Here is a 23,684-nt window from a genome sequence, read left to right on the forward strand (position 1 = left end):
TCGGCCCGCCTGTCAGGCCATTCCGACTCGAACGACTCGCCCTGTCGGGCACTTCAGTCACTTACGGCAGGCGTCCGCGCCGAAGGTCAGGAGCGGTGGAGCGGCAGTCGAGCGCGGGCTCCAGCGGGCACGTCGGAGGGGGCCGGGCGGGAGGTGGCCGTGGTCCTGGAGTGCCGGTCGTCGGCCGCAGGACGACGAGGTCGGCGAAGTCGGTGTCGGGGGGGATGAGAGACACCCGGGCGGTGACCGGGCGCAGGCGATCCACCAACGTCCGCGCGGCGGATGCCGGTTCACGGAAGACGGCGCAGACGGGGGGTGGTCACGGGCGCCCTCGGGGGTGAGCCTGGGCGCTGCACGATCACGGACAGGGAGCTTGGGTGCGGCGGCACGAGGCCGGCGGCGGATGCCGTGTGACGGGCGGGACCGGCTGGCCCTCGACGGGTTGCTCCACCTCACCGATCCCGCGCGGCGGAGCAGGGCGCCGGAGGGGCCGTCCTCGGCGAGGGAGGAGCGACCCGACCGCGCCCCATTCTAATACCGGTATAGTTAGCCGGGATAGTTATTGCATACCCACGAGAGGTCCCCGTGATCGAGATCCTGAACTCCGCCCGGCTGCGACGGGCAAGGGACACCGGCGCCTTGGTCGGAGACATCCTGCACACGCTGAAGCAGCGCAGCACGGTCGGGACGAACCTGCTGGACATCGACCGGTGGGCCAAGGAGATGATCACCGAGGCAGGAGCCCAGTCCTGCTACGTCGACTACGCGCCGTCCTTCGGGCGGGGTCCGTTCGGGCACTACATCTGCACGGCCGTCAACGACGGAGTGCTCCACGGGCGGCCTCACCCCTACACGCTGGCGGACGGGGACCTGCTCACCCTCGACCTCGCCGTCGTCAGGGGCGGGGTGGCCGCGGATGCCGCGATCAGCTTTCTGGTGGGCGGGGCCAGGCCGGCGGAGAGCGTCGCGATGATCGAGACGACCGAACGCGCACTCGCCGCCGGCATCGCCGCCGCCCGGCCCGGGGCGCGCGTCGGCGACCTCTCCCACGCCATCGGCGCGGTCCTCAGCGAGGCGGGCTACCCGATCAACACCGAGTTCGGCGGTCACGGCATCGGCTCGACCATGCACCAGGACCCACACGTCGCGAACACCGGAAGGCCCGGCCGCGGATACCAACTGCGCCCCGGACTGCTGCTCGCACTGGAGCCCTGGGTCATGGCCGACACCGCCGCTCTCGTCACCGACGCCGACGGCTGGACGCTGCGCAGCGCGACGGGCTGCCGGACCGCGCACAGCGAGCACACCATCGCCATCACCGACGACGGAGCCGAGATTCTGACTCTGCCCACGCAGGCCCGACCGTAAAGAAGGGCCACCCCGCTGCCGTGTCCGTGGACCGGGCTGCCGGGCGTGGACAGCGGGCGGCCCCCGTCTGCGGAGCAGTCCACGCTGGACCTTCCGTCCGGACACGACCAGATCTCAGGAGGTTCTCCCCGCCGCGGCACCCGACGTGGACCGATACCTCGTGGGATGCGACCGCCGGTTGGTCACGGCCGGGCCGGGCGGGCGAACGCGGCGACGGCGCCGGGGCACGTCTGCCGGAACGCCCGTACGCAGAACGAGCGCCGAGCCCCGCACCGCGTCGAGCGGGGACACCCGATCCCCGGCCTGGTCTCAGCGGGGCGTGACCTCCCCCATCCGGTCCCAACCCGTGCCCGGGACCTCGGTGTTGATGATCTCCGGTGTGCTCGCCACCACGTCCGGCATCCAGGACATCGCCGTCTTGAAGTGGGCCGACTCGACATGCTTACGGCCCGCGTCGGCGTCGGCGAAGGCCTCTACGAGGACATAGCGGTCGGGGTGCTCCAGGTCCCTTGCCCAGTCGAAGAAGACGTTGCCCGGCTCGGCCCGGGTCGCCTCCGTGAAGTCGCGTACCCGCTCGGGCCACTCCTCGGCGTGCTCGGGGCGGATGGTGAACCGTACGGTGATGAAGATCATGGGGGTCTCCGCGTGGGGATGCCGTCCGGACGGCGCCGGTCGCCGTCACACGGGTCAAGTATCGATCAAGGTCAGCGGCAGCGCCCCGCCGAGCGAGGTTGTCGACGCGTTCCGGGAGCGAGGGTGAAGCGGCAGGTCAAGCGCCTTCTCTGAAGGTGCCGCTGGGCGCCGGGGGTGTTGCTCCGTTGTCGGGGCTTTGTTTGTAAGGCCCTATCCCGCCGACACCGGACAACGCCATCGGGCTAGACACCTCCCATCACCGGACGGCGGAACGACCGGGACGACACGGAGGGAACCGGGGCATGCGGCAGACGGCGCGGGGCGGAGTGTGGGCGGTGGGTGCTGCGGCCGCCATGTCGCTGCTCCTGGGATGTGGGACACACGCCGACGGGGGCCCGGCTGCCCGGCCGACGACGAGCCCTCGGGGCGTGCGGGCAGTAGAGCCGCAGCAGGCCCTCGACATCGCCGAGCAGTTGCTGGAACGCGACTGCATGCGGCGGCACGGCTTCAGGTTCTGGGTGGTTCCCCCGGCCGCGTCCACGACGCGCCACGATTTCCCGTACGCGGTCGACGACGTCGGATGGGCCAGGGCCCACGGTTACGGCGCAGACCGGTACGCGGCGCTCCGGCGGGCCGACTCAACCAACCCGAACAAGCGCTATCTGCTGTCGCTGCGGCCCGACCGCCGCACCGCGCTGGTCGCCGCGCTGAACGGATCGCGCCCCAGCGGACTCGCCGTCGACCTGCCCAATGGCGCCCGGGTCAGCCACAGCGACGAGGGCTGCACGGCGGAAGCCGAACGCAGCCTGTACGGCGATCTGCCGGCCTGGTTCCGCGCTACGCGCACCACCGCCTTTCTCGATGGCGAACGCGTGGCGGCGGTCCAGCGGGATCCGCGCTACCTCGGCGCCCGGGACCGCTGGGCGCGGTGCATGAAAGCTGCCGGGTTCCCGTACGCGGACCCTCAGGACAGCCGCGCCGCCGCCTCCGCACAGGGCGTCAGCCGCGCGCGGGAGATCCGGCTGGCGGTGGCGGAGGCGACCTGCGCGGTGTCCACGGGTCTGTCCCGGGTCGCCGCGGACCTCGACCACTCCTACGACGTCCGGCTCCGCAAACGCTATCCGGGCGTCTACGGGGACCTCGCCCGGCTGAAGGCGGCGGCACTGCCCCGGGCCCGCGCCCTGGTGGATCGCGGCTGACCGCCGCTCACCCCTCAGATGTCCGCGGCGGTCCCCGCCGCGGAACGGCCGACCAGGCCACCGAAGCACGGACGGCGTCGGCCGTCCGGGACAGGGAGAACACCATGTCAGTCAAGCAGTTCATCGCCACCGGGGCCGTCGCCGCCGGCCTGGCGCTCGCGCTCTTCCCGACGACCGCGTCGGCCGCGGCGACCCCGTCCGCCACCGGGTCGGCCGCACACGACTCCGCCTCCCGAGGCGCGGCTGCGGCCGACGGGCTGCTGCACGCCTGGACCGACCCCTACGGCGGCGGCACCCCCTGCTTCTGGGGCGGGAACGCCGACACCTGGGGCCCGTGCCGGAACAAGGCCTCGGACATATGGAACAACGGCTACGCCGTCACCCTCGACGCTGTCGACCTCTACTGGGGTCTCAACGCCACCGGGGCGCATGCCTGCATCGGCCGGGGTGACTCCTGGAACAACCTGCCGTCGGGGCAGTGGAGGTTCACCTACGGATCGGGCCTCGGCGGCTTCGGCCAGTCGGTCAACGACAACATCTCCTCGCACCGCTGGGTCGACTACTGCAGTCAGGGCTGACCTCGCTCGTCGTCCCCGGAGCGGCCGGTCCCTTCACCGCGGGTGAGCGCACGGTGGCCGGTACGGGAGACCGGGCAGGTAGCGCTGCCAGTCGGCGGGGGTCAGGCCCGGGGCGCGGATCGTCCGGCAGATCCGGGCGGCGACCCTGGCCGTCCGGGTCTCCCAGAGCAGCCCGGTCCAGTCCTCGCTGCCGCTGGCCAGGGTGTGACCGTCCGGGGCGAAGGCGAGCGCGTCCACGGGCTTGCCGTGTCCGCTCAGTACCGCCCTCGGTGCGGGCCGGCCCGGGTCGGTGACGTCCCAGAGACGAATGCTGTGGTCGGCTCCGCCCGAGGCGAGCGTCCGGCTGTCGGCGGTGAAGGCCAACGCCTTCACCGCGTCCGTATGGCCCTCCACCACCGCAAGCGGGCGGACGGGGTGACCGTCCCGGGCGGCGCGTACGTCCCACAGCCGCAGCGTCCGGTCGTCCGATGCGGTGGCGAGAGTACGGCCGTCCGGTGCGAACGCCACCGCTTTGACCGCGTCGCTGTGGCCGGTCAGCACCGCCACCGGCCGGAGCCTGCCACCTGCGGTGTCCCACAGCCGTACGGTCCGGTCCCGGCTCGCGCTCGCCAGCAGGCGGCCGTCGGGGCTGAAGGCCACCGAGCCGACCTGGTCGCGGTGCGCGGCCGCCCGCGTCAGCGGCCGCAGCCGATTGCCGGCAACCGCCCACAGCCGCACCGACCGGTCCGCTCCGCCAGTGGCCAGGGTATGGCCGTCCGGCGCGAACGCCAGCGAGTTGACCGCGTCCGTCCCGGCGGTCGTCACGTCCGTCGGGCGCGGGTGGCGGACGTCGGCGACGTCCCACAGTCGCACCGTGCGGTCGAGGCCGGCGCTGGCGAGGAGATGTCCGCCGGGCGCGAAGGCGACCGCGTTGACCGCCGCGTCGTTGCCGGTGAGCACCGCACCTGGAGCGGGCCGCCGCGGATCGCTGACGTCCCACAGGCGGACGGTGTGGTCGTAGCTTCCCGTGGCCAAGGTACGGCCGTCGGGAGAGAAACCGGCAGCGTACAGGGAGCTGGTGTGGCCGGTGAGGGCCGGTACCGGCAGGTCCCACAGCCGTAACGTCCGGTCGCTGCTGCCCGAGGCGAGGGTGTGGCCGTCGGGGGCGAACGCCAGTGAGGACACGTAGCCGGTGTGGCCGGAGAGGACCGTGGGCGGCAGGTTCCAGCCAGGCTTCGCGACGTTCCACAGTCGTACGGTCGCGTCGACGCCTCCGCTGGCCAGGACGCGGCCGTCGGCGCTGTACGCCAGCGCGTTCACGGTGTCGGTATGGCCGGTCAAAGGAGCGCCCAGCCGGCTCGGATGCCGGTCGCCGCCGTCGCCGTCGAGCCGCCACCGCCGGACCGCGTAGTCCTCGCCCGCGGTCGCGAGGGTGCGGCCGTCCGGCGCGAAGGCCACCGCGTTGGCGGCCGGCAGTCGGGCCGTGACACGCCCCGTACGCGGGCCGAGCCGCCACAGCGCGGTCCCGGCCGGCCCCGCGGCGGCCAGGCGACGGCCGTCCGGCGCGAAGGCCAGCGCACGCAGCTCACCGGGGCGGTCCGCGAGTACGACGACCGGGGCGCCGTCCGCGTGGGCGGTGCGCCAGATGCGGACGGCCCCGTCCGCTCCGGCCGCCGCCACCGTCGCGCCGTCCGGACTGAAGGCCACCGAGACCAGGGCGGGCGGCACGGTGGAACCCGGAAGGGCGGCGGCCGTGCCCACGGCGCGACCCGCCGCCCGCGGGGCGCCGTGCGGGTCCCACAGGCGCAGGGTGCCGTCCGCGCCGGCCGACGCGAGGAGCTTGCCGCTGGGACTGAAGGCGAGGCCACGTACCGGTCCGGTGTGCCCGCTGAACGCCGCCACCTGGCGCGCACGGCCGGGGTCGGTGGTGTCGACCAGCCGCACGGCACCGTCGTCGCCCGCGGTGGCCACCAGCCGGCCGCCCGGGGCGTAGGCAACCGCCTCGACGGTGTCGGAGCCGGTCAGTTGGGTCGCGTACGGGGTGGCGTAGGCGCTGAGAACGGCGCTGCGGGCGGCGCTGGTGGGCTGCAGCCGGTACGCGGCCAGGGCCAGTTGCACGGCGCGCGCGGGATCGGTGAGGCGCAGGGCCACGGCGTCCTGCGCGACCCTCTGCGAGATGGCGGTGTCGCGTTGCCGCGACGCCTGGCGCTCGGCACGCACGGCGACGCCGGTGGCGGCGGCGGTGCCCGCCAGCAGTACCGCCAGCAGCACGGACAGCCTGCGCAGCCGCCGCGTGCCCCGGGCCGCGGCGGTCACCTCCGCCTCCCGCGCCATGCGGCTCGCGGCGAGGAACTGCCGCTCCCGCGAGCTGAGCGGCTCCGCGCCCGCTCGCGCCGCCCACTCACAGGCCTGGTCCAGCCGCACGCCGCGGTAGAGCGCGCCGGGGTCGCGCCGGACCGCCTCCCAGTCGGCCGCCGCCTCGGTGAGGTGCCGGTGCACGCGCAGGGCGTCGCGGTCCTCGGTGAGCCAGCCGCGCAGCCGGGGCCAGGAGCGGATGAGTGCCTCGTGGGTGATTTCCAGGGTGTCCCGGTCGAGAGTGAGCAGCCGGGCGCGCGCGAACCGCTCCAGCACCAGTGCGGTGTCGGCTTCCATGTCGTGGTCCGGGACGTGGTCCGTGCGGTCGTCGCCGGGCGCGGGATCCGGGCCGACACCGCGCTCCGCGCCGCCCGTGCCGGCGGTGCCGCCGATCCGGACAGGGCCACCGGAGTCGAGTTCGTCGCGCCGGATACGGCGTCTGGTGTCCTCGGTCCCCTCGCCGAGCGCCGTGAGCCGCATAAGGACCTGGCGGGCGATGCGCTGCTGGACGGGGTCGAGCGTGCCCCAGACCTCTTCCGCTGTGTGCGCGAGACCGCCGTCCAGGCCGCCGGCCGCCTGGAAGCCGGACAACGTGAGGGTGTTGCCGCGCCGCCGTCGCCAGGTCTCCAGCAGGGCATGCGACACCAGCGGCAGCATCGCCGCCTGCCCGTCGGCCTGCGTCATGATGTCGGCAAGCAGGGCGCCCTCGACGGTGCAGCCGGCCCGGACGGCGGGACGGGTCACCGCGCGCCGCAACTCGCCTGAGGACATCGGGCCGACCACCACCTGGGCGTCGGCCATGACTGCCGCGAGAGCGGGGTGGGCGGCGCAGTGTGCGTAGAAGTCGGCGCGTACGCCCACGACGACCCGGCAGCGGCTCCCTGCCGACAGAGCCGCCGCGAGCAGGGCGTCGACGAAGCGGAACCGCTCCGTGTCGTCCCGGCACAGCGTGAAGACCTCCTCGAACTGGTCGACGACCAGCAGGATCTCGGCCGTATCCGGGGCCGTGTCCAGCAGCCGGCGTACAGCGCTGTCCAGAGCACGGGAGCCGGTCGGCCCGGCCGCCGCCGAATCTCGCGGAGCCGACACTCTCCCGGACCGATCACGTTCGGCCGCGGGCCTGGCGCGGCCACCACCATCCGGCGAGCCCTCCCCCGGCCGACCGTCCGCGGGCGGGGTGTCGGTCCCGGCCAGCGACGTCACACACTGCTTCAGCGGGTGCGGCCCCGGGGAGAACAGCACCACCGGGTGCCCGGGGTGCTCGGCCCGCCAACGGGGCACCAACCCGGCCCGCAGCAGCGAGGACTTCCCGGCGCCCGACGCTCCGACCACGGTCACCAGTCGTGCGCCGGCCAGCCGCCCGGCCAGCTCGGCGACCAGTCGCTCGCGTCCGAAGAACCGCTCCGCGTCCTCGCTCCGGAACGCCGCCAGCCCCGTGTACGGCGGCTCCTCCTGCTGTTCCCGCTCCGCCTGTACGGAATCGTCGTGAGCCAGTTCGGCCGCGACGGTCCGCCAGCGCTTCTCCCACTGCTCGGTAGCGCCCTCGCAGCCCCGCACGTACGCGAGCGTCACCGCCAGCGTCGGCAGAACCCGACCGCCGGCCGCCGCGGACAGCGTCGCCGCCGAATAGTGTGTGCGCCTGGCAAGTTCCCGGTACGTCGGGCCCCCCGCCTCCCTCCGCAGTCGCCGAAGGTCTTCCGCCAGCCGTAACAGCGGGCCGTCCCCCGCATCGAGCGGCCGTTCCTTCCTCGGCACCGCCCCACCTCCCCTCCATACGTGGCGCTCCTGCCCGATCGCGCCTTCACTACCCTCTCCGCGCATCCGTGCCGGGAGACTTCCAGCCGCGAGGCGCGGCTGCCGGACGGCGCCGCGCAGAGGGCGGACGGCTCGGAGTGCCGGTGTGAACAGGTGTCGCGCACTGCCGCGCGGGACCTGCGGCCGGGCCGGCCTGCCGACCGGGCCACGCTGACCGCCGAGCCGGCGGTGGCGGAGCAGCGGTGCCCCACCCGACCGCCGCGTCCGCTCAGTCCCGTCGCGCCGCGAAGCGGGCCGGTGCTCGGAAGCGGGCCTTGCGTGCCGCCCGGCGGAACGTGGTCAGCACGGCGGGGCCGGCCAGCAGGACGCAGACGAAGTTGGTGATCGCGCGCCCGGTGTCCCAGCCCAGGGAGGTGGCCAGGTCGAAGGCGACGTAGCGGTGCCACTGCTCGGTGAAGGGCAGGCCCGGGAGGTAGGCGATCGAGCTGTTGGGGTCCAGGGAGAAGGGCCAGAAGGAGAGGTTGAGGAGGAAACCGAAGAGGAAGCCGGAGAGTGAGCCGTAGCCGGCCAGCATCAGCACCTCGCGCCGGCCGCTCGCCCGGGGGAGGAATCCGGCGAGCATGCCGACGAAGGCACAGCCGAACATCTGGTACGGCATCCACGGCCCCACCCCGCCGGTGATCAGGGCGGAGGCGAACAGCGAGGTGCAGCCGAGGACGAAGCCGAAACCGGGACCGTAGACCCGGCCCGCCAGGACCAGGACGAAGAAGACGGTCTCGATGCCCGCCGTGCCGGCGCCGAGCGGGCGCAGGGCGGCGTTGACGGCGGAGAGCACGCCCAGCATGGCGAGTGCCTTGGAGTCGATGCCGCCCTCGGCGATCTCCGAGAGCACCACGCACAGGACGAGGACGAGGAGGGCTCCGAAGATGAGCGGGGGCGCGTAGTTGGCACCGAACGTGCCCGGCGCGACCACGAACGGCCAGAAGAAGGCGACGAGTCCGAGGAAGGCGGCCAGCGCCATGACGACACCGGCGCGCGGGGGCAGCCGGATGGCGGTGCCGGTGCGTGTGCCCGTCGGTGTGCTCATGGCCGGGTCTCCTCGTCGCCTGCGGCCGCTGTCAATCGGCGTGCCACCTGATGGGTCGTCAGGTAGGGCAGTGGGGACAGGATTTTCGCTGTCTGAGGGGCGAACGTGGGTGAGGAGAGGATGACTTCGGCGGTCGGGCCGTCGGCGACGATGTCACCCTCGGCCATGACCACCACACGGTCGGCGGCGCGGGCGGCGAACTCGACGTCGTGTGTGGAGATGACGACCGCGCGGCCCTCCGCCGCGAGGGCGTCCACGATGTCGGTCAGCGCCGTCTTGGCCTGGTAGTCCAGGCCCCGGGTCGGCTCGTCCAGCAGGACGACCCGGGGTGCGGCCGTGAGCTGGATGGCGAGGACGAGCGCGAGTTTCTGCCCCTCGGAGAGGTCCCGGGGATGGGCGGCGTCGTCGATGCCGGGCGCGAGCCGGTCGAGAAGGGCGCGGGCCGTCGGTCCGGTCCCCGACTCGGCGTCGGCCTGGGCGAGTTCGTGTCCGACGCTCTCCAGATAGAGCAGGTCGGCGGGGGTCTGCGGGACCAGTCCGACGAGCCGGCGGGCCTCGGCCGGCGGCACCGTGTGCGGATCCGCGTCGCCCTTCGTCCCGCCGGTCACGCGCACGCGTCCCGCTCGGCGCGGTCCGGAACCCTGGAGGGCCCACAGGAGTGAGGACTTGCCGGAGCCGTTGCGTCCCATGAGGGCGGTGACCTGGCCGGCGTACAGGTCGAGGTCCGCTTCGCGTACGGCGGCGACGCCGTGGTAGGTGACGGTGATGCCGCGCGCGGTCAGCAGCGTTTCCCGGTCGCCGGGCGGGAGCGGCGGCCGCACCGGCGGGGCGGTGCAGTCCGCCAGTGTGGCCCGCAGCGGTGCGGCGGCGCGGCGGGCGTCCCGGATGGACAGGGGCAGCGGGGACCAGCGGGCGATACGGCCCAGTTCGACGATCGGCGGTGCGATCGTGGACGTGCGCAGGATCTCGGCGGGCGGGCCGGTGCGGGCGTGGCCGTCGCCGGGCAGGTGGATGATCCGGTCGGCGTACTGGACGACGCGTTCGAGGCGGTGCTCGGCCATCAGGACGGTGACGCCGAGGTCGTGGACGAGCCGGGTGACGGCGGCGAGGACCTCTTCGGCGGCGGTCGGGTCGAGGGCGGAGGTGGGTTCGTCCAGGACCAGGACACGCGGGTGGGCGGTCAGGACCGAGCCGATGGCGACGCGCTGCTGCTGGCCGCCGGAGAGTTCGTGCAGGGCGCGGTGGCGCAGGTCAGCGAGGCCGAGCAGGTCGAGGGTCTCCTCCGCGCGTTTGCGCATGGTCGCGGGCGGGATGGCCAACTGCTCCATGGCGTAGGCCAGTTCCTCCTCGACCGTGTCGGTGACGAAGCCGTCGATGGGGTCCTGCCCGACCACACCGACGACATCGGCGAGTTCACGCGGCGGGTGGCCGGCGGTGTCCCGGCCGTCGACGGTGACCCGGCCGTACAGCGTGCCGCCGGTGAAGTGCGGCACCAGTCCGTTGACGGCGCCGAGGAGGGTGGACTTGCCGGCCCCGGTGTGCCCGATGACGAGGCACAGCTCCCCCTCCTCCACCGTGAGGTCGACATCGCGCAGGGCGGGTTCGGCCGCGTCCTCGTACTGGACGGTGACCTGGTCGAAGGTGATCACGGGGTGGTGGCTCTCCGGGCGAAGGCGGGGGCGGGGGCGGGTGTGGGCGGTGGGGCGACGGAGCCGGCCGTGCCGGCGAGGAGGATCGCGGCGGTCGGGACGAGAGGAAGACCGGGCCAGGTCAACGGGTAGAAGCTGGGGTTCAGTTGGGCGGGGTCGTAGCCGAGGTTCGCGAAGAGCAGGACGGCGGAGAGCACCCCGCTGCCCGCGACGGCCCACTCGGGCAGGCTCCAGGGGTCGGGGCGGTAGCGGGTACGAGTGACGCGCCGGCCGCCGAGGCGCAGTCCCGCCACGCACAGGGCGGCTCCGGCGGACATCGCCGGGAGGCCGAGGAACGCGGGCGCGGTGGCGTCGAGGAGGCCGTACGCGCCGGCGCACAGGCCGCACATCCCCAGCAGCATCAGCGCGCCGGTCACACGGCGGGAGCGCCGGGTCGCGGTGCCCGCCCGGCCGTAGCCGCGCGAGTCCATGGCGGCGGCCAGCCGCAGGGAGCGTTCGAGGGCGTCCTCCAGGACCGGTACGACGATGCCGCGCAGCGCCTTCGTCCCGTGGGCGCGGGCCGCCCGGAGCCGTTTCGCGCGGGCGACGCGCTGCACGCTCTGCACGAGCTGCGGCGCCACGCTGATCGCGACGGTGACCGCCACGCCGAGCTCGTACAGGGCCCCGGGCAGGACCCGTAGGGCGCGTTTGGGGTTGGCGAGGGTGTTGGCGGCGCCGATGCAGCACATCATGCAGGCCAGCCGCAGTCCGTCGGTGGCCGACGACAGCAGGGCCTCCAGCGACACCGGGCCGCCGATCCGGATGCCCGCGTACCAGTCGGGTGTGGGCAGGTGCGGGAGGGAGAAGAGGAAGTGGTCGTGCGGGGTGATGCCGGTCGCGAAGACGGCGCGGAAGACGACGCGGATCGCCACGACCGTGAGGGCCAGGTACAGGTAGTACTTGAAGCCCCGCGCCCAGGGTGCCTCGGTGCGCCTCGCCGTGACGACGTAGCCGAGGACGGCGAGGACGAGGAACAGCAGCAGCGGGTTCGCGGTGCGGCTGACGGCGGTGGCCAGGGCGAGCGCCCACACCCACCAGGCCACCGGGTGCAGGGTGCGCGGGAGGCGCCGGCCGCCGGCGCCGGGCACCGTGGCGGGAGGCGCCGCCGCCACGGTCGTACGGGCCACCGCGCTCACCCGGCCCGCCGGCGCCGGTACGCCACGTATCCGGCGGCGCCGCCGATCAGGACCACGAGGCCGGCACCTGTGGCCACCGGCAGGAGCGAGCCGGCGTCGTGCTCGGCGTCAGCGGCGGGTTCGGCGTTCACCACCCGCGTGCCGGTGCGGGAGGCAGCGGGCGCGGGGGTACTCGGTTTGCCGGTCGGGGACTTGCTCGGCTTCGGCGCCTTCGGCTTCTCGGACGTCCTCGGCCCCTGCTTCTGCTGGGGCGACACTGTCTTGGACGGAGGCGGGGTCCGCCGCTCGGGAGCCGGTCCGGTGTCGGCGTCCGGCGGCAGCGTCGGCGCCTTGTGGGTGGACGCGGGCTTGCCGGCATCGCCCTGCGGCCGGGTGTTGTGGGCGCGCAGCTGGTCCGGGGTGACCTTCGGGCGGCCTTCGGTGCCCTGGATGTCCGTACCGCCGAAGATCCACAGGTCGACGCTGCCGGGCTTGGGCTTGTAGAGCATCGCGCCGAGCTGGCTGTAGGTCCAGTCGCGGGCGCCCGGGTCGGCGTGCCAGTACGACCAGTAGGCGGAGGCCGGCGGGGTGAGCACGCAGTCGTCCTGGGCGGGCGTCGGGTACTGCCTGCCGCGCTGGAAGCCGCTGTAGCCGATGCGGCAGATGAAGGCCGGGCCGTCGTGTCCGGTGCCGGTGGTGCTCCAGCCGCCCTGGTTGAGCAGCTCGTACCCGGTCGTCGGGGTGGTGCCACAGGAGCGCAGGACCGGACCGCCCCAGTGGCTGAAGTCGACGGCCAGGACGGCACCGGAGGTGCTCGTGCAGCGGCCCATGGGCTGGGGCGCGGCGGCGGCCGGGGTGCCGGTCGCGGCGACCGCCGCGCTCGTCAGGCCGAGTGCGGCGAGCATCCGGAGCAGGCGCCCGCCCCTCATCGCTCGCTCCCCGCATCGGTACGGCGGCGGGCGGCGGTCACCGTGCGCCGGCCGACAAGCACCAGCAGGGCGGCGATCGCCGCGAGGCCGGCGACCTGGACGCCGGTGGCGGCGAGCACCCCGCCACCGCCGTCGGTCCCGGCGCCGGTACCAAGGTCGCCGCCGCCGGACTGACCGGTGGTGACGATGTCCGGGGCGCTCGGCACGGGCTGCGGCGAGGTCCCGGTCAGGCTGCGCTCCAGCCGGCCGAAGGAGATGCCGGTGGAGCCGCCGACGGCCTGGGTGGAGGCACGCAGGTCGGAGCCGCGTTGACCGCCCTTGGCGACGTTGAAGCCGCCGTCCGCGTTCTGCTGGGAGGCGAGGAACTCGCGCGCCTTGGCGATCTTCGCCGCGTACGTGTCCGCGTCCAGGGACAGTCCTTGCACGGCGAGGGCGGCGGAGTTCACCGAGTCGCCGGCGGCGCCCGGGAATCCGCCATCGGCCAGCTGTTCGGCGGAGAGCCAGGTCAGTGCCTTGTCGACGGACTTGTCCGCCTTGGTGCCGCCCGCCAGGTCGAGGGCCATGGCGGCGATGGCGGTGGAGTCCACGTCGGAGTCGCCGGTGGCGGGGATCAGGCTCGGCCAGGCTCCGCTCGGCTGCTGGAGGCTCTCCAGGTAGGCGAGGGGCCGCGCGGCCGCCGTCTTCTCGCCCGCCCGCAGCTGTGCCATCACGGCCAGGGACTGCGCGAAGACGGAGGGGGCGTAGGTGTAGGCGCCCTTCGCGGCGCAGGAGCGGTCGGGAGCGGTGCTCGGCTCGGCGCAGACGGCCTTGGCGAGCGCGGCGACCAGGTCGTGCCCGGCGAAGTGGCGGGGGTCGCGGCCGACGGCCTCGGCGAGCAGCGCGGTCTTGCCGATCGAGCCGCCCGCCGCGTACCGGGTGCCGACGCCGGTCCAGTCGTCGACCGTGCGGCCCTCGCCGTCCTTGCCGCGCTGGTCGAGGAAGTCGACGATGCCGCGGAGTGCGGCGTTGTCCAGTCCGGTGGCGGCGAGTGCGTAGGCGCCGTCGATGGTGAGGCCGAAGTCGGCACGGGCCGATCCGGTGCCGGCGGTGTAGTACCGGCCCTGCTTGAGGCTCGCCGCCTTGGTGAGGTAGGCGACGCCCTTCTTCAGGTCGGGTCCGGCGCCCGGGGCGGGCGTGCTCGTGCCCGGTGAGCCGGTGGGCTCGGTCGGGGGTGTGGTCGGGGGTGTGGGCTTCTTCGTCGTGAGGGTGACGAGGCTGGTGCCGGCGCCGGCGAGGACGGCGGGCGGGGTCGCGTAGAGGGCGGGGTCGGTGTCGCCCTCCTCGAAGCCGAAGCCGCCACCCGTGAGCTGGTGCCGGGACAGCCAGCCGACGGCGGCGTCCGCCCGGCCGGTGGCGCCGAGGGCGCGCAGGGCCTGGGCGGCGTAGGCGGTCGCGGTGACGCCGCCGGTGGTGGCGCCGGTGTAGCCGGGGAAGGCGCCGTCCGTCCGCTGGCCCTTGGTCAGGTAGGCGCGGGCCTTGGTCACCACGTCGTCGTGGCCGCCGGCCCGGTGCAGCACCAGGGCGACGAGTGCGGTGGTGGCGGGGTCGCCGTCGCAGTGCTCGCCGGGACGGATGAGGATGCTGGTGACGCCGCCGTCCTGGCACTGGAGCTGGGTGAGGCGGTCGACGGCGGCCGCCGGGGGCGTGGCGTCGGCGCGCAGCAGGGCCAGCACCGACAGGGCCTGGCCCTCGGTGTACGAGGCGGAGCGGAAGTCGCCCTTGGCAGTGCAGCCGGGGGTGGTGTCACCGGATTCGGGGCCGGCCGCGCACACGTTCTTCGTGAGGGCGGCGAGGAGGTCGTGGCCGCCGAGGGCGCGCGGGTCGCGTCCGGTGATCTCGGCGAGGAGCGCCAGGCGGGCGACGGCGGTGGCGTCGGGCGCCTGGTCGGTGCCGTTGGGGTAGCCGAAGTCGGTGACGTGGGCGGCGAGGAAGCCGGTGATCTTGTCGAGGGTGGCGCTCGTGCCGTCCGTCGCGGCGAGCGCGTAGGCGGTGTCGGCGGTCAGCGGGTAGTTCGCCGTGGTGGCGCCGTCGTCCACGATGCGTTCGCCGTCGGTCAGGCGGCCCTTGAGCCAGGTCGCGGCGGCGGTCAGGTCGACCTTGCCCGGGGCGCCGGTGGGGGTTTGGCCCGGGTCGGGGGTGGGGGTGCCGGTTCCGGCGGCGCGTACGTCGTCGGGGGTGAAGGCCGGCTCGCCGGTGGTGCCGCCGACGTCGGTGCCGCCGTAGACCCAGGCGTCCACGTCGCCGTCCTTCAGTTTGCGGTCCATGGCGCCGTACTGGCTATAGGTCCAGTCGTCCTGGCCGGGCGAGGCGGTCCAGTACGACCAGTAGGCGGTGGCCTGCGGTGTCAGGACGCAGGGCTCCTTGTCCGGAGTCGGGTACGGCGTACCGGAGTTGAAGGCTCCGTATCCGATGCGGCAGATGAAGGCGGGGCCGTCGTGCTGGGTGCCGGTGGTGCTGAAACCGGCGTCGTGCAGGAGGTCGTAGCCGGTGGTGGGGGTGGTGTCGCAGCCGCGCTCGACCTTGCCGCCGAACGGCCCGAAGTCGACGGCGACAACGGCGCCGTGGCTCGCGGTGCAGTCACCGGTGCCGTCGGCCGCGGCCGGGGGTGCCGTGAGGAAGGTCACGCAGGCGGCCAGGAGGACGAAGAGGGCCGATGCCCACGCCAGCACCTGTCGCGGGGCCGCTGCCACGGCTCCGCTTCTTCGCTCCACGGTCTCCACCACCACGGCCCCCTCGCGCCTGGCCCGAGGCGGACGTGTACGTGGCAGGGGGCCTCCGGCGCACGGGAGGACCCGGCAGCTCCGGAAGCTGGTCGCACCACGCCGCAGTCCACGACGGCGTCTGTCGCTGATGAACACGCTCCAGGCATTCCGGCTCGCCCGGCGGGACCGGGCCTACGGTTGCGGGTCAGCGCCGGGATTCGACCGGCTTCCCCTGGAACTCCTTGCGTATCAGCCGGATTTGAACACGCTTCACCACGAGCGTCAAGGCTTTCTCCCACGTGGCCGGGCTTGACCGGGGCGGGCGGTGGCGGCCCGAACGGGCGTCGGGTACCGTCCCGGTCTGCCGAGTGGGGGAACCCGGTGGGAGTCCGGGGCTGACGCGCAGCGGTGTGGGACGGCGGAGGGCCGTTCCGAGCCCGAATGCCCAAGCGGTGAAGCACCTTTGGAAGCCGGTCCACGCGTCCCGGACGGCGGCCATCCCCGCTGCTCCGGGCCTCGACCGGCCGGCACCGGGTCCGGCCGGCGTCCTCCATCCAAGGAGCAGGCCATGCCCCGTTCGCTGTCCCACCGCCGCACCGCCCTCACCGTCGCCGCCGCACTCGGCGCCTTCGTGCTCGGCACGGTGCCCGCGTCGGCGACCTCCACCCCGGCCCAGATCGCCACGTCCAGGACGAACGGCGTCACCTACCTCAAGTCCCTTCAGGCGCCGGACGGTTCGTACGCCGGCTCGGGGCTGTCCAACGAGTGGGCGTTCAGCGCCCTCGCCTCGGCCGGGACCGCCGCCGTGGACGTCACACCCGGAGGCGACACGACGAAGAACGCGAGAACCGTCTACCGCAACCTGCTGTCCACCGCCGGCTGGCCGTCCAGCAGCCCCGTCGTCACCGACTACGAACGCGCCGCGCTGAACGCCTTCGCCGCCGGCATCGACCCCGCCCGGGTCTCCGCGTCCCGCAACCTGATCGCCGACCAGTACGGCTACTGGCAGACCGCCGAGCCCGGCTACTTCGGTCCGTCGGCGAACTTCAACGGCACCGTGTTCGCCGCGCTCGCCCTGAACGGGGCGAAGACCCAGTCCGGGCAGGCCCGTATTCCACAGGCGCTGCGTGACGCCGTGGTGACCCGGATCCGAGCCAACCAGCACAACGACGGCGGCTGGAACTACGGCAAGGCCGAAGGAAACGCAAGCCAGTTGGCCACCGCGAGCGACATCGACATGACCGGCGCGGCGATGGCGGCGCTGTGTGTGTCGGGCGTGCCGAACACCGACACCGACATCACGCAGGCCAAGGCGTTCCTGAAGAGCAAGCTGGTGCCCGGCAGCGGTGCGTTCAACGCCATGTTCGGCATCAACACCGACTCCAACGGCTGGGCGGTGTCCGGTCTGAACGCCTGTGGCATCAACCCGCAGACCGGTGACTTCCTCACCTCCATGGGCAAGACGCCGGTGGACTTCCTGATCGCCCAGCAGTTCAACCCGGGCGGCGGCTTCAAGTACCTGCCCTCCGACACCTCCCCGACGGCGTACTCCTCGATCGACGGGCTGCGAGCCGTCGCCGGCGGCGGCTTCACGGCCGCCCCGCCGGTCCCCACCACGCCGGGCGCACCGCAGTGGGTGGCCCAGTCCTCCCTCACCTCCGGTACGGCCACGAAGCTGGCGCTCACCGTGGACGACGGCGCGGGCGGCCTGAAGGTGTGCTCCGTGGCCCTCACCCCGACCGGCTCCACCACGACGCTGGGCGCCGTCCTCGATGCCGCGACCGGTGCCGCCACGCCGTCCGGCTGCGTCACGAGCGTCACCCCGGCCTCCGGCAGCGGAACCGTCACGGCCGTCAACGGCAAGGCCAACAGCGGATCGAACACCTGGAAGGTGAGCATCGACGGCTCGGCGTTCAGCTCCGCGACGAGGGGCACGGCCGTGGGCGTCGGTGACACGATCGCCGTGCGCTGGGGCGCCTGACGGCAGCGGCGGCCGGAAGCGGCGGGATCTACAGTCGGGATATGCGCATCGTCTCCCTGCTGCCCGCCGCGACCGACATCGTCGCCGAACTCGGACTGTCGGGCCAGTTGGCCGGCCGTACCCACGAGTGCGACTGGCCACCGCGTGACGTCGCGCCGGTACCCGTGGTGACCGGCGCGGACCTCGATCAGAACACGCTCACCAGCAGGGAGATCTCGGACGCCGTCGGCGGCTCGGCGCATGCGGGTTCGTCGCTCTACACGCTGGACACGCGGGCCCTCGCGGAACTGCGCCCCGACATGGTCCTCACCCAGGACCTGTGCGACGTGTGCGCGGTGTCGTACGAGAAGGTCAGCCGGACGGTACGCCTGCTGGACGCCGGCACCCGGGTCCTCAGCCTGGAGCCGCGCACCCTCGGGGACGTGCTGGACTGCCTGGTCACCGTGGGCGAGTTGCTCGGCGTCCGGGCGCGGGCGGAGGCCAGGCGGGCGGCGCTGCTCGGCCGGCTGGACCGGGTCCGGGACGCGGTCGCCGGGCGCGTGCGGCCCCGGGTGGTGGCGATCGAGTGGCTCGACCCGCTGTGGCCCGCGGGGCACTGGGTGCCCGAGCAGATCGCGACCGCGGGCGGCGAGCCTCTCCTCGCCGCGCCCGGCGAGCACACGAAGCCGATGACCTGGGAGGCGGTACGTGCCGCGCGGCCGGACGTGCTGCTGGTCCTGCCGTGCGGTTTCCCGCCCGAACGCACCCTTCGGGAGACGGAGTTGCTCACCGGTCTGCCCGGCTGGCCGGATCTCCCCGCCGTCCGGTCCGGCCGGGTGTGGGTGCTCGACGGCCCGTCCTACTTCAACCGCCCGGGGCCACGCGTGGTGCGGGGCGCCGAAGTGCTCGCCCACGTCCTGCACGGCGTCCGGGCGGGAGAGCCGGTCACACCGGCCGAGGCACGTCCGTACCCCGGCCGGTGACGACGGGCGGGGTCAGAACGCCGTCCAGGCGAACGCCACCTTGTCACCGGCGTTCAGCTTGAACTGGCAGCCGCCCACCGGGGTGGGGGTCCCGTTGACCGAGATGTTCCAGTAGGCGCTGCCGCCCCCGCTGACCTTCTTGATGGTGTCGACGGAGAAGTCGTCGAACGACGCGTACCAGGTGCCGTCCCAGGTGACGTGCCGCTTGCGCGCGGCGTCGTCGAGGGCCGCCGTCGGCGTGGGTACGGCGGACGGGTTGGCCCCGCCGTTGGTGCCGTCGCATCTGTGCGTGCCGCCGGTCGCGGTGGTGACCTCGTGACCCCGGGTCCTGATCTTCGCCTTGAACAGCACCCCGTCGGGACCCCGCACGGTCAGGGTCACCCGGACCGGGGCGTTCGTGCCGGGTGTGCTCGTGGCATGCGCGACCGCCGGCGCGGAGGCGAGGGCGAGTCCGAGGGCGGTCCCGGCGATCAGGGTTCGGTGTACGGACGTACGGTGCATGGCTGGAGCCTCTCTATGGGGCGGCCCGTAGCCCGTCGCCGTACGCGCGGGGACCGGCACCTGAGAAGCGGGTCCTTTTTCGCGGCGTACGCCGACCGGACACACCGCACCAGGGCCGACCCGAACCAGGCTCTCGGCTCCGCGCTGCAGACCATGACAGTGGGAAGCGATCACGGCACACGCCGGGCATCCCGACTCGCGGCCGCACGGCCGCACACGGTTGCGGGTCAGCGCCGGAATCGCACCGGCTTACCCCAGTCGCGCACCTATGCGGTTGTCGTGCCCACCGTCCGCACGCGCGCCGGACCTCGCCGGGTGACGCCCGGTCAGATCGAGCGCCTCACGCAGCTCGCCTACGGGACGATCCTCGCGAATCCCCGAGGAGCGGTGGCCCGGTACGCCGACGTCCCGCCTCCCCCGGTCCAGAGCGTCACCCCACGGCGCGTGGCTCCCGCCACTGATCTCTCCCGGCCGGGAGTCGGGCATCCTCGTCTCGAACGGCTTCCCTCCTCGGCGGCCCCACCCGGCTTCGGCGTCCGGTCATGGTGGACAGGTGAGTGAGGAAGGCGCTGTCGTGTCGGCTGACGGGCTCTTCGGCATGCAGCCCACCCTGACCGACGCGTTCTTCCACCTCGGCTCGCGTTCCCCGGCGGTGCGGGGCGACTCGGCGACGGCGGGCCGGCGTCAGCGGTCCAGGGCCTGGTCCACGGTGGGGTGGCAGTCGATGACCGCGTCCAGGCCGACGATCTGCACCGTCCGCAGGACCGGTGCCGAGGGGGCGGCCAGGCGCAACCAGCCGCCGGCCTCGGTGAGGGAGCGGTGGGCGCTGATGAGGATGTTGATGCCGCTGGAGTCCATGAACGAGACCCGGCGCAGATCCGCGACCACCCGTGGATGAGCCGTTCCCGAGGCGCCCAGGGCCTCACGCAGCGTTCCGCCCGTGTGGTGGTCGATTTCACCGCTTACGGTCAGGACCCGTACGCCGCCGCTCACGGCGGAGGCCACCAGCAGCGGACCAGCCATCGCGCTGTCCTCCGCCCCGGTCTTTGATCCATCAGTCACGTGCCCGATACTGGCACACCGTGCCCCGCGTCCGAAACGGTACCGAGGCGCTGAGGGTCGTCCCGGGGGCAGGGAATCAGTCGCGCTGGGCCGGGTACGCGCGATCGGGGCGGGGTGTTTTGTGGGCAGAAAGTCGGATCGTTCATGAGGAGGCGGCGGTGACCGACGGTGAGCGGCCGCTCCAGGTGACGGTCGAGCTGGACGGAAGCGGAGCCTGTATCGCCGAAGCACGGCATCTGACCCTCGGCTTCCTCGAACAGGCCCGTACCGACCACTGCCTCGATGTCTCCCAGCGCACCGCGGATCTGGCCCAACTGGTGGTGAGCGAGTTGGTCACCAACGCGGGCAAGTACGCGCCGGGCCCGGCGCTCATGGATCTGCGGGTCGAAGGCGGCATGGTCGAGATCGCGGTGTGGGACTCCGCCCCCGTCCTTCCCGAGGCCCGCGCCGCCGATGCCGGCCGCGTCGGGCAGCACGGTCTGGAGATCGTCAAGGCCGTCGCCCACAGCCTCGAAGCCGAGCCCACCACGGTCGGCAAACGCATCACCGCCCGCCTCCCCCTCGCCGACGGCCACGACACCCCGCTGACGGTGGGTGCGTGACACTTCCCGAGCGGGCTCGCGGGATCTTCGTCTGGCGCATCCCTACTCCGGTGCCGACGCGCGGTCCGAACGATCTGATGGCGGAGTGGCGGCTCAGTTCGCCGTAGTGCTGAAGGGCGACGGCGTGCCGGTTCTCCTCCTGCACCCGCTCCGGCTCTCCCCACCAGCCCGTCATCCGCCACCGGCGCGACCTGCGGCTCGGCAATCGTCGAAAAGGGCATGGCCGCCACCACTCGGCAGGCAGACAGAGACAGCCATCCCAGCGTGCCCCGGAAACAGGACGGCGCGGACAGCAGCGCTCGCCGGGGCTGAACCGTTGAAAGAGGTGTGGTCGTCAAGGGCAGTCGACTACCCGGCGAGACGTGATGCGGGGCTTCAGCCGACCATCGGAGTAGGAAGGGCGGGGCAGCCGTCGAGCCCGGATGCCCTTGGAGGGGCGATTTCCAGACCCATGCCGCCATCGCTCCCGCGATACAGGGCGGACGGTCTCTCGCCCCACCACGGTCGCACGTACATACTCTGCATGGCCTGGGCGGCCGTATCCGGCCCGCATGTGCCCGCGCTGGTGAGGGAGCGCGTTCGAGGCCGGGGACGAGTCCGGGGCAAGGTGGTCGTGCGCCCCGGCCCTTCGGTTCGTTCGGGCCGGCGGCCCCCAGGATCAGGGTTGTCAGCTGCTCGGGAGTCGGGTGACGGTCTCCAGGTAGAAAGCGTCGATGCTCTGGACCGCGCGCTCGAAGTCGTCAAGGTTGACGGGCTTGGTGACGTAGGCGTTGGCGTGCTTCTGGTAGGCGCCGGTGACATCGTCCGGGGCGGAGGAGGTGGTGAGAACGACGACCGGGATGGTACGCAGGTCCGCGTCCTCCTTGATGACCGTGAGCAGTTCGCGGCCGTTCATGCGGGGCATGTTGAGGTCGAGGACGATCAGGTCGGGGCGGGGGCTGGCCGGGTCGCGCAGGTAGGCGAGGCCGGCGACGCCGTCGTGGACCTGGGTGAGATTGCGGGCACCACGGGCCAGGAGGGCGTCCTCGATGAGAAGAGCGTCGGCCTCGTCGTCCTCCACGAGCAGGACGTCGTAGGGGCGGGCAGGGGCTGTCATCATCGGGTACTCCCGGTTTCGGGGCGGACGGGGTTGCTGGTCGAGCAGTCCCGGCCAGCGGCGGCGGGCGCCCTGGCGGGTCATGTTGGAAGCCCGGCCGATCTGGGGGTAGCCGGCTCCAGCGCCCGCGGCCCAGTGGGCTGCTTGTGCTTCCAGTTCCTCCACCGCCCGCTTCAGGTGGGTGAGCAAATGGAGGTGTGCCAGGGCGGTCGCCTGCTCACGGGTGTGCTCCACGGGGCCACGCTGGAGCACACACATTTCCGACACGAGTTGTGTGACGAGTTCGTCGACCTCGCGAATCGTGATCTCCGCGATCTCGTCGTCGGTCATCCGTAGAGAGAAGTGGATGCCTGGCATACGGCTCACTGTATGACCACTTTCTCCTCGATGACAACTGTCGTTGTCATGCCAGTAGAGTGTGTCCGCCGCGGACACGTCTGGGCGGCCACCTGAGCGAGGAGTACCGAGGATGACCGCAGGTCAGGCACGCCGGAAGATGGCCGGCCGCGAGGCGAGCCCAGCGCACTGGACGACCCGCCACTGGCTGCGTGCCGGCATGGGCACGGCCCTTGTCGTACTGATCCTTCTCGGCGTTGTGGGAGTGTGGGCGATGGCCCGCGCCAGCTCGATCACCGACGAACTCGTCAACACCCGTTCCCCCTCGCTGACGAACTCCATCCGGCTGGAGACCGCGCTGGTCAACCAGGAGACCGGCGTCCGCGGATACGGCATGACCGGCCAGGAGCAGTTCCTGGAGCCCTACCGGCAGGGACTGGCCGAGGAGAAGACGGCCGTCGGCACGCTCCGCCGGCTGCTGGCCGGCAACGCTCGCGGCCGGGCCGACCTCGCGGCCGTTCTCGGCCGGGCGCAGACGTGGCAGCGGCGCGTGGCCACCCCGGTGTCCAGTGCTCCCGCGGGTGCTCCGGTGCAGTTGGCCACGGACCGTGCTGCCGAGGGCAAGGCCCGCTTCGACCACCTTCGGCAGGCGATGACGGCCCAGCAGGACCACTTCCGTCAGGCCCGTGTCGACGCCGTGGACGACCTCACGGCCGCGCAGCGGCTGCGGAACTGGGTCTTCACCGCCATCGCGCTGGTGATCGTGCTGATGGTCGCGGCCGTGTCCGAGGGCCTGCGCCGCGGTGTCACCACCCCGCTGGGCCGCCTCAGCGAGGACGCCGGGCGAGTCACCCGCGGTGACTTCACCCACCCCATCACCGCGTCCGGACCCGCGGACCTGCGCCACCTGGGGTCGGACATCGAGTCGATGCGCCGCCGACTGGCAGACGAACTCACCGTCAGCGAGCGCCGGCGCCGGCTCCTGGACGAACAGGCGGTCGATCTCAGGCGGTCCAACGAGGAACTGGAGCAGTTCGCCTACATCGCCTCCCACGACCTGCAGGAACCCCTGCGCAAGGTCTCCACCTTCACCCAGATGCTCCAGCGTCGCTACGCCGGCCATCTCGACGCCCGCGCCGACCAGTACATCAACTACGCCGTCGACGGCGCGAACCGCATGCAGGTCCTCATCAACGACCTGCTCGCCTTCTCCCGGATCGGCCGCGTCCCCCACGACACCGAGTCCGTCGACCTGAACGCCCTCGTCGACCTGACCTTGGACACCCTCAGCGTCTCCATCGAGGAAGCCGGCGCCCGCATCACCCGCGACGACCTGCCCGTCGTCACCGGAAGCAGCAGCCAACTCGGTATGCTCTGGCAGAATCTGCTCTCCAACGCCGTCAAATTCCGGGACCCCGACCGCACCCCCGAGATTCATATAGGCGTGAGCCTCGAAGACACCCTGCTGCGCTTCACCGTCACGGACAACGGCATCGGCGTCGATCCGGAATACGCCGACCGCATCTTCGTCATCTTCCAGCGCCTGCACACAAAGGACCGCTACCCCGGAAGCGGCATCGGCCTCGCCATGTGCAAGAAGGTCGTCGAACACCACGGCGGCACCATCTCCCTCGAACCTCCCACCGGACCCGGCACCCGCATCACCTTCACACTCCCCGCCGGCGAAGGCACGCGCCAGCCGTAGACAGCCCTGCCA

17 protein-coding genes, 1 pseudogene and 2 riboswitches are annotated in these 23,684 nt (G+C 72.9%); of the genes and pseudogenes, 7 read left to right on the plus strand and 11 right to left on the minus strand.

Annotated elements, in window-relative coordinates:
• Window positions 1–585: 585 nt before the first annotated feature.
• On the plus strand, window positions 586–1,368 hold the full coding sequence (gene map / locus NX794_RS20495) for a type I methionyl aminopeptidase (protein WP_258780052.1): 783 nt from the start codon (window positions 586–588) through the stop codon (window positions 1,366–1,368).
• A 309-nt stretch (window positions 1,369–1,677) separates the two neighbouring features.
• On the opposite strand, the gene NX794_RS20500 is transcribed toward map, so the two are convergent.
• Window positions 1,678–2,001: a putative quinol monooxygenase gene (locus NX794_RS20500; RefSeq protein ID WP_258780053.1), complete on the minus strand. Its 324-nt coding sequence runs from the start codon at window positions 1,999–2,001 to the stop codon at window positions 1,678–1,680.
• 428 nt (window positions 2,002–2,429) lie between these two features.
• On the opposite strand from NX794_RS20500, the gene NX794_RS20505 reads away from it, so the two are divergent.
• Both NX794_RS20505 and NX794_RS20510 read left to right on the plus strand, forming a co-directional pair.
• Window positions 2,430–3,200 carry a hypothetical protein gene (locus NX794_RS20505; RefSeq protein WP_258780054.1) on the plus strand — a complete coding sequence of 257 codons (771 nt, stop codon included), beginning with the start codon at window positions 2,430–2,432 and terminating at the stop codon, window positions 3,198–3,200.
• A gap of 104 nt (window positions 3,201–3,304) precedes the next feature.
• Complete coding sequence (locus tag NX794_RS20510) at window positions 3,305–3,778, plus strand: hypothetical protein (RefSeq protein ID WP_258780055.1); 474 nt, start codon at window positions 3,305–3,307, stop codon at window positions 3,776–3,778.
• A gap of 33 nt (window positions 3,779–3,811) precedes the next feature.
• Here NX794_RS20510 and NX794_RS36085 read toward each other — a convergent pair whose 3' ends face one another.
• The 7 genes and pseudogenes from NX794_RS36085 to NX794_RS20540 form a co-directional block, all read right to left on the minus strand.
• The gene (locus NX794_RS36085; RefSeq protein ID WP_428985937.1) at window positions 3,812–6,091 is read right to left on the minus strand and encodes a WD40 repeat domain-containing protein; all 2,280 of its coding nucleotides are present in this window, start codon (window positions 6,089–6,091) and stop codon (window positions 3,812–3,814) included.
• Between the two features lie 120 nt (window positions 6,092–6,211).
• A pseudogene (locus NX794_RS36090) lies at window positions 6,212–7,933 on the minus strand (nSTAND1 domain-containing NTPase); the annotation flags it as partial.
• A gap of 202 nt (window positions 7,934–8,135) precedes the next feature.
• Window positions 8,136–8,954, minus strand: a complete 819-nt coding sequence (locus NX794_RS20520; protein WP_258780057.1) for an ECF transporter S component — start codon at window positions 8,952–8,954, stop codon at window positions 8,136–8,138.
• Window positions 8,951–10,603, minus strand: coding sequence for an ABC transporter ATP-binding protein (locus NX794_RS20525; protein ID WP_258780058.1), 1,653 nt, complete (start codon window positions 10,601–10,603; stop codon window positions 8,951–8,953). The genes NX794_RS20520 and NX794_RS20525 overlap by 4 nt, the downstream gene beginning before the upstream one ends.
• Entirely contained in the window at window positions 10,600–11,769 is a 1,170-nt protein-coding gene (locus NX794_RS20530; RefSeq protein ID WP_428985935.1) for an energy-coupling factor transporter transmembrane component T, read from the minus strand. Before NX794_RS20530 ends, NX794_RS20525 begins: the two co-directional genes overlap by 4 nt.
• A 5-nt stretch (window positions 11,770–11,774) precedes the next feature.
• On the minus strand, window positions 11,775–12,686 hold the full coding sequence (locus tag NX794_RS20535; RefSeq protein WP_258780060.1) for a dihydrolipoyllysine-residue succinyltransferase component of 2-oxoglutarate dehydrogenase complex: 912 nt from the start codon (window positions 12,684–12,686) through the stop codon (window positions 11,775–11,777).
• On the minus strand, window positions 12,683–15,415 hold the full coding sequence (locus tag NX794_RS20540) for a prenyltransferase/squalene oxidase repeat-containing protein (protein ID WP_258780061.1): 2,733 nt from the start codon (window positions 15,413–15,415) through the stop codon (window positions 12,683–12,685). Before NX794_RS20540 ends, NX794_RS20535 begins: the two co-directional genes overlap by 4 nt.
• 383 nt (window positions 15,416–15,798) lie before the next feature.
• Window positions 15,799–15,874: riboswitch (cobalamin riboswitch) on the plus strand.
• A 121-nt stretch (window positions 15,875–15,995) separates the two neighbouring features.
• On the opposite strand from NX794_RS20540, the gene NX794_RS20545 reads away from it, so the two are divergent.
• Window positions 15,996–17,408, plus strand: coding sequence for a prenyltransferase/squalene oxidase repeat-containing protein (locus NX794_RS20545; protein WP_258780062.1), 1,413 nt, complete (start codon window positions 15,996–15,998; stop codon window positions 17,406–17,408).
• A gap of 41 nt (window positions 17,409–17,449) precedes the next feature.
• Window positions 17,450–18,370, plus strand: coding sequence for a cobalamin-binding protein (locus NX794_RS20550; RefSeq protein WP_258780063.1), 921 nt, complete (start codon window positions 17,450–17,452; stop codon window positions 18,368–18,370).
• 12 nt (window positions 18,371–18,382) lie between these two features.
• Here the strand turns inward: NX794_RS20550 and NX794_RS20555 are convergent, their stop codons facing one another.
• Together NX794_RS20555 and NX794_RS20560 are read right to left on the minus strand one after the other, a co-directional pair.
• On the minus strand, window positions 18,383–18,871 hold the full coding sequence (locus NX794_RS20555) for a DUF4430 domain-containing protein (protein WP_258780064.1): 489 nt from the start codon (window positions 18,869–18,871) through the stop codon (window positions 18,383–18,385).
• A 164-nt stretch (window positions 18,872–19,035) separates the two neighbouring features.
• Window positions 19,036–19,161: riboswitch (cobalamin riboswitch) on the minus strand.
• Window positions 19,162–19,555: 394 nt separating this feature from the next.
• On the minus strand, window positions 19,556–19,933 hold the full coding sequence (locus NX794_RS20560) for an STAS domain-containing protein (RefSeq protein WP_258780065.1): 378 nt from the start codon (window positions 19,931–19,933) through the stop codon (window positions 19,556–19,558).
• Between the two features lie 158 nt (window positions 19,934–20,091).
• On the opposite strand from NX794_RS20560, the gene NX794_RS20565 reads away from it, so the two are divergent.
• A complete protein-coding gene (locus tag NX794_RS20565) occupies window positions 20,092–20,535 on the plus strand; it encodes an ATP-binding protein (RefSeq protein ID WP_258780066.1) in 444 nt (147 codons plus the stop codon).
• A gap of 667 nt (window positions 20,536–21,202) precedes the next feature.
• Here NX794_RS20565 and NX794_RS20570 read toward each other — a convergent pair.
• A complete protein-coding gene (locus NX794_RS20570; RefSeq protein WP_258780067.1) occupies window positions 21,203–21,988 on the minus strand; it encodes a response regulator in 786 nt (261 codons plus the stop codon).
• A gap of 112 nt (window positions 21,989–22,100) precedes the next feature.
• Here NX794_RS20570 and NX794_RS20575 point away from each other — a divergent pair, with 112 nt between their 5' ends.
• Window positions 22,101–23,672, plus strand: a complete 1,572-nt coding sequence (locus NX794_RS20575; RefSeq protein WP_258780068.1) for a sensor histidine kinase — start codon at window positions 22,101–22,103, stop codon at window positions 23,670–23,672.
• Window positions 23,673–23,684: the final 12 nt, after the last annotated feature.

The organism is Streptomyces pyxinicus (assembly GCF_024753135.1).
GTDB classification, from domain to species: domain Bacteria; phylum Actinomycetota; class Actinomycetes; order Streptomycetales; family Streptomycetaceae; genus Streptomyces; species Streptomyces pyxinicus.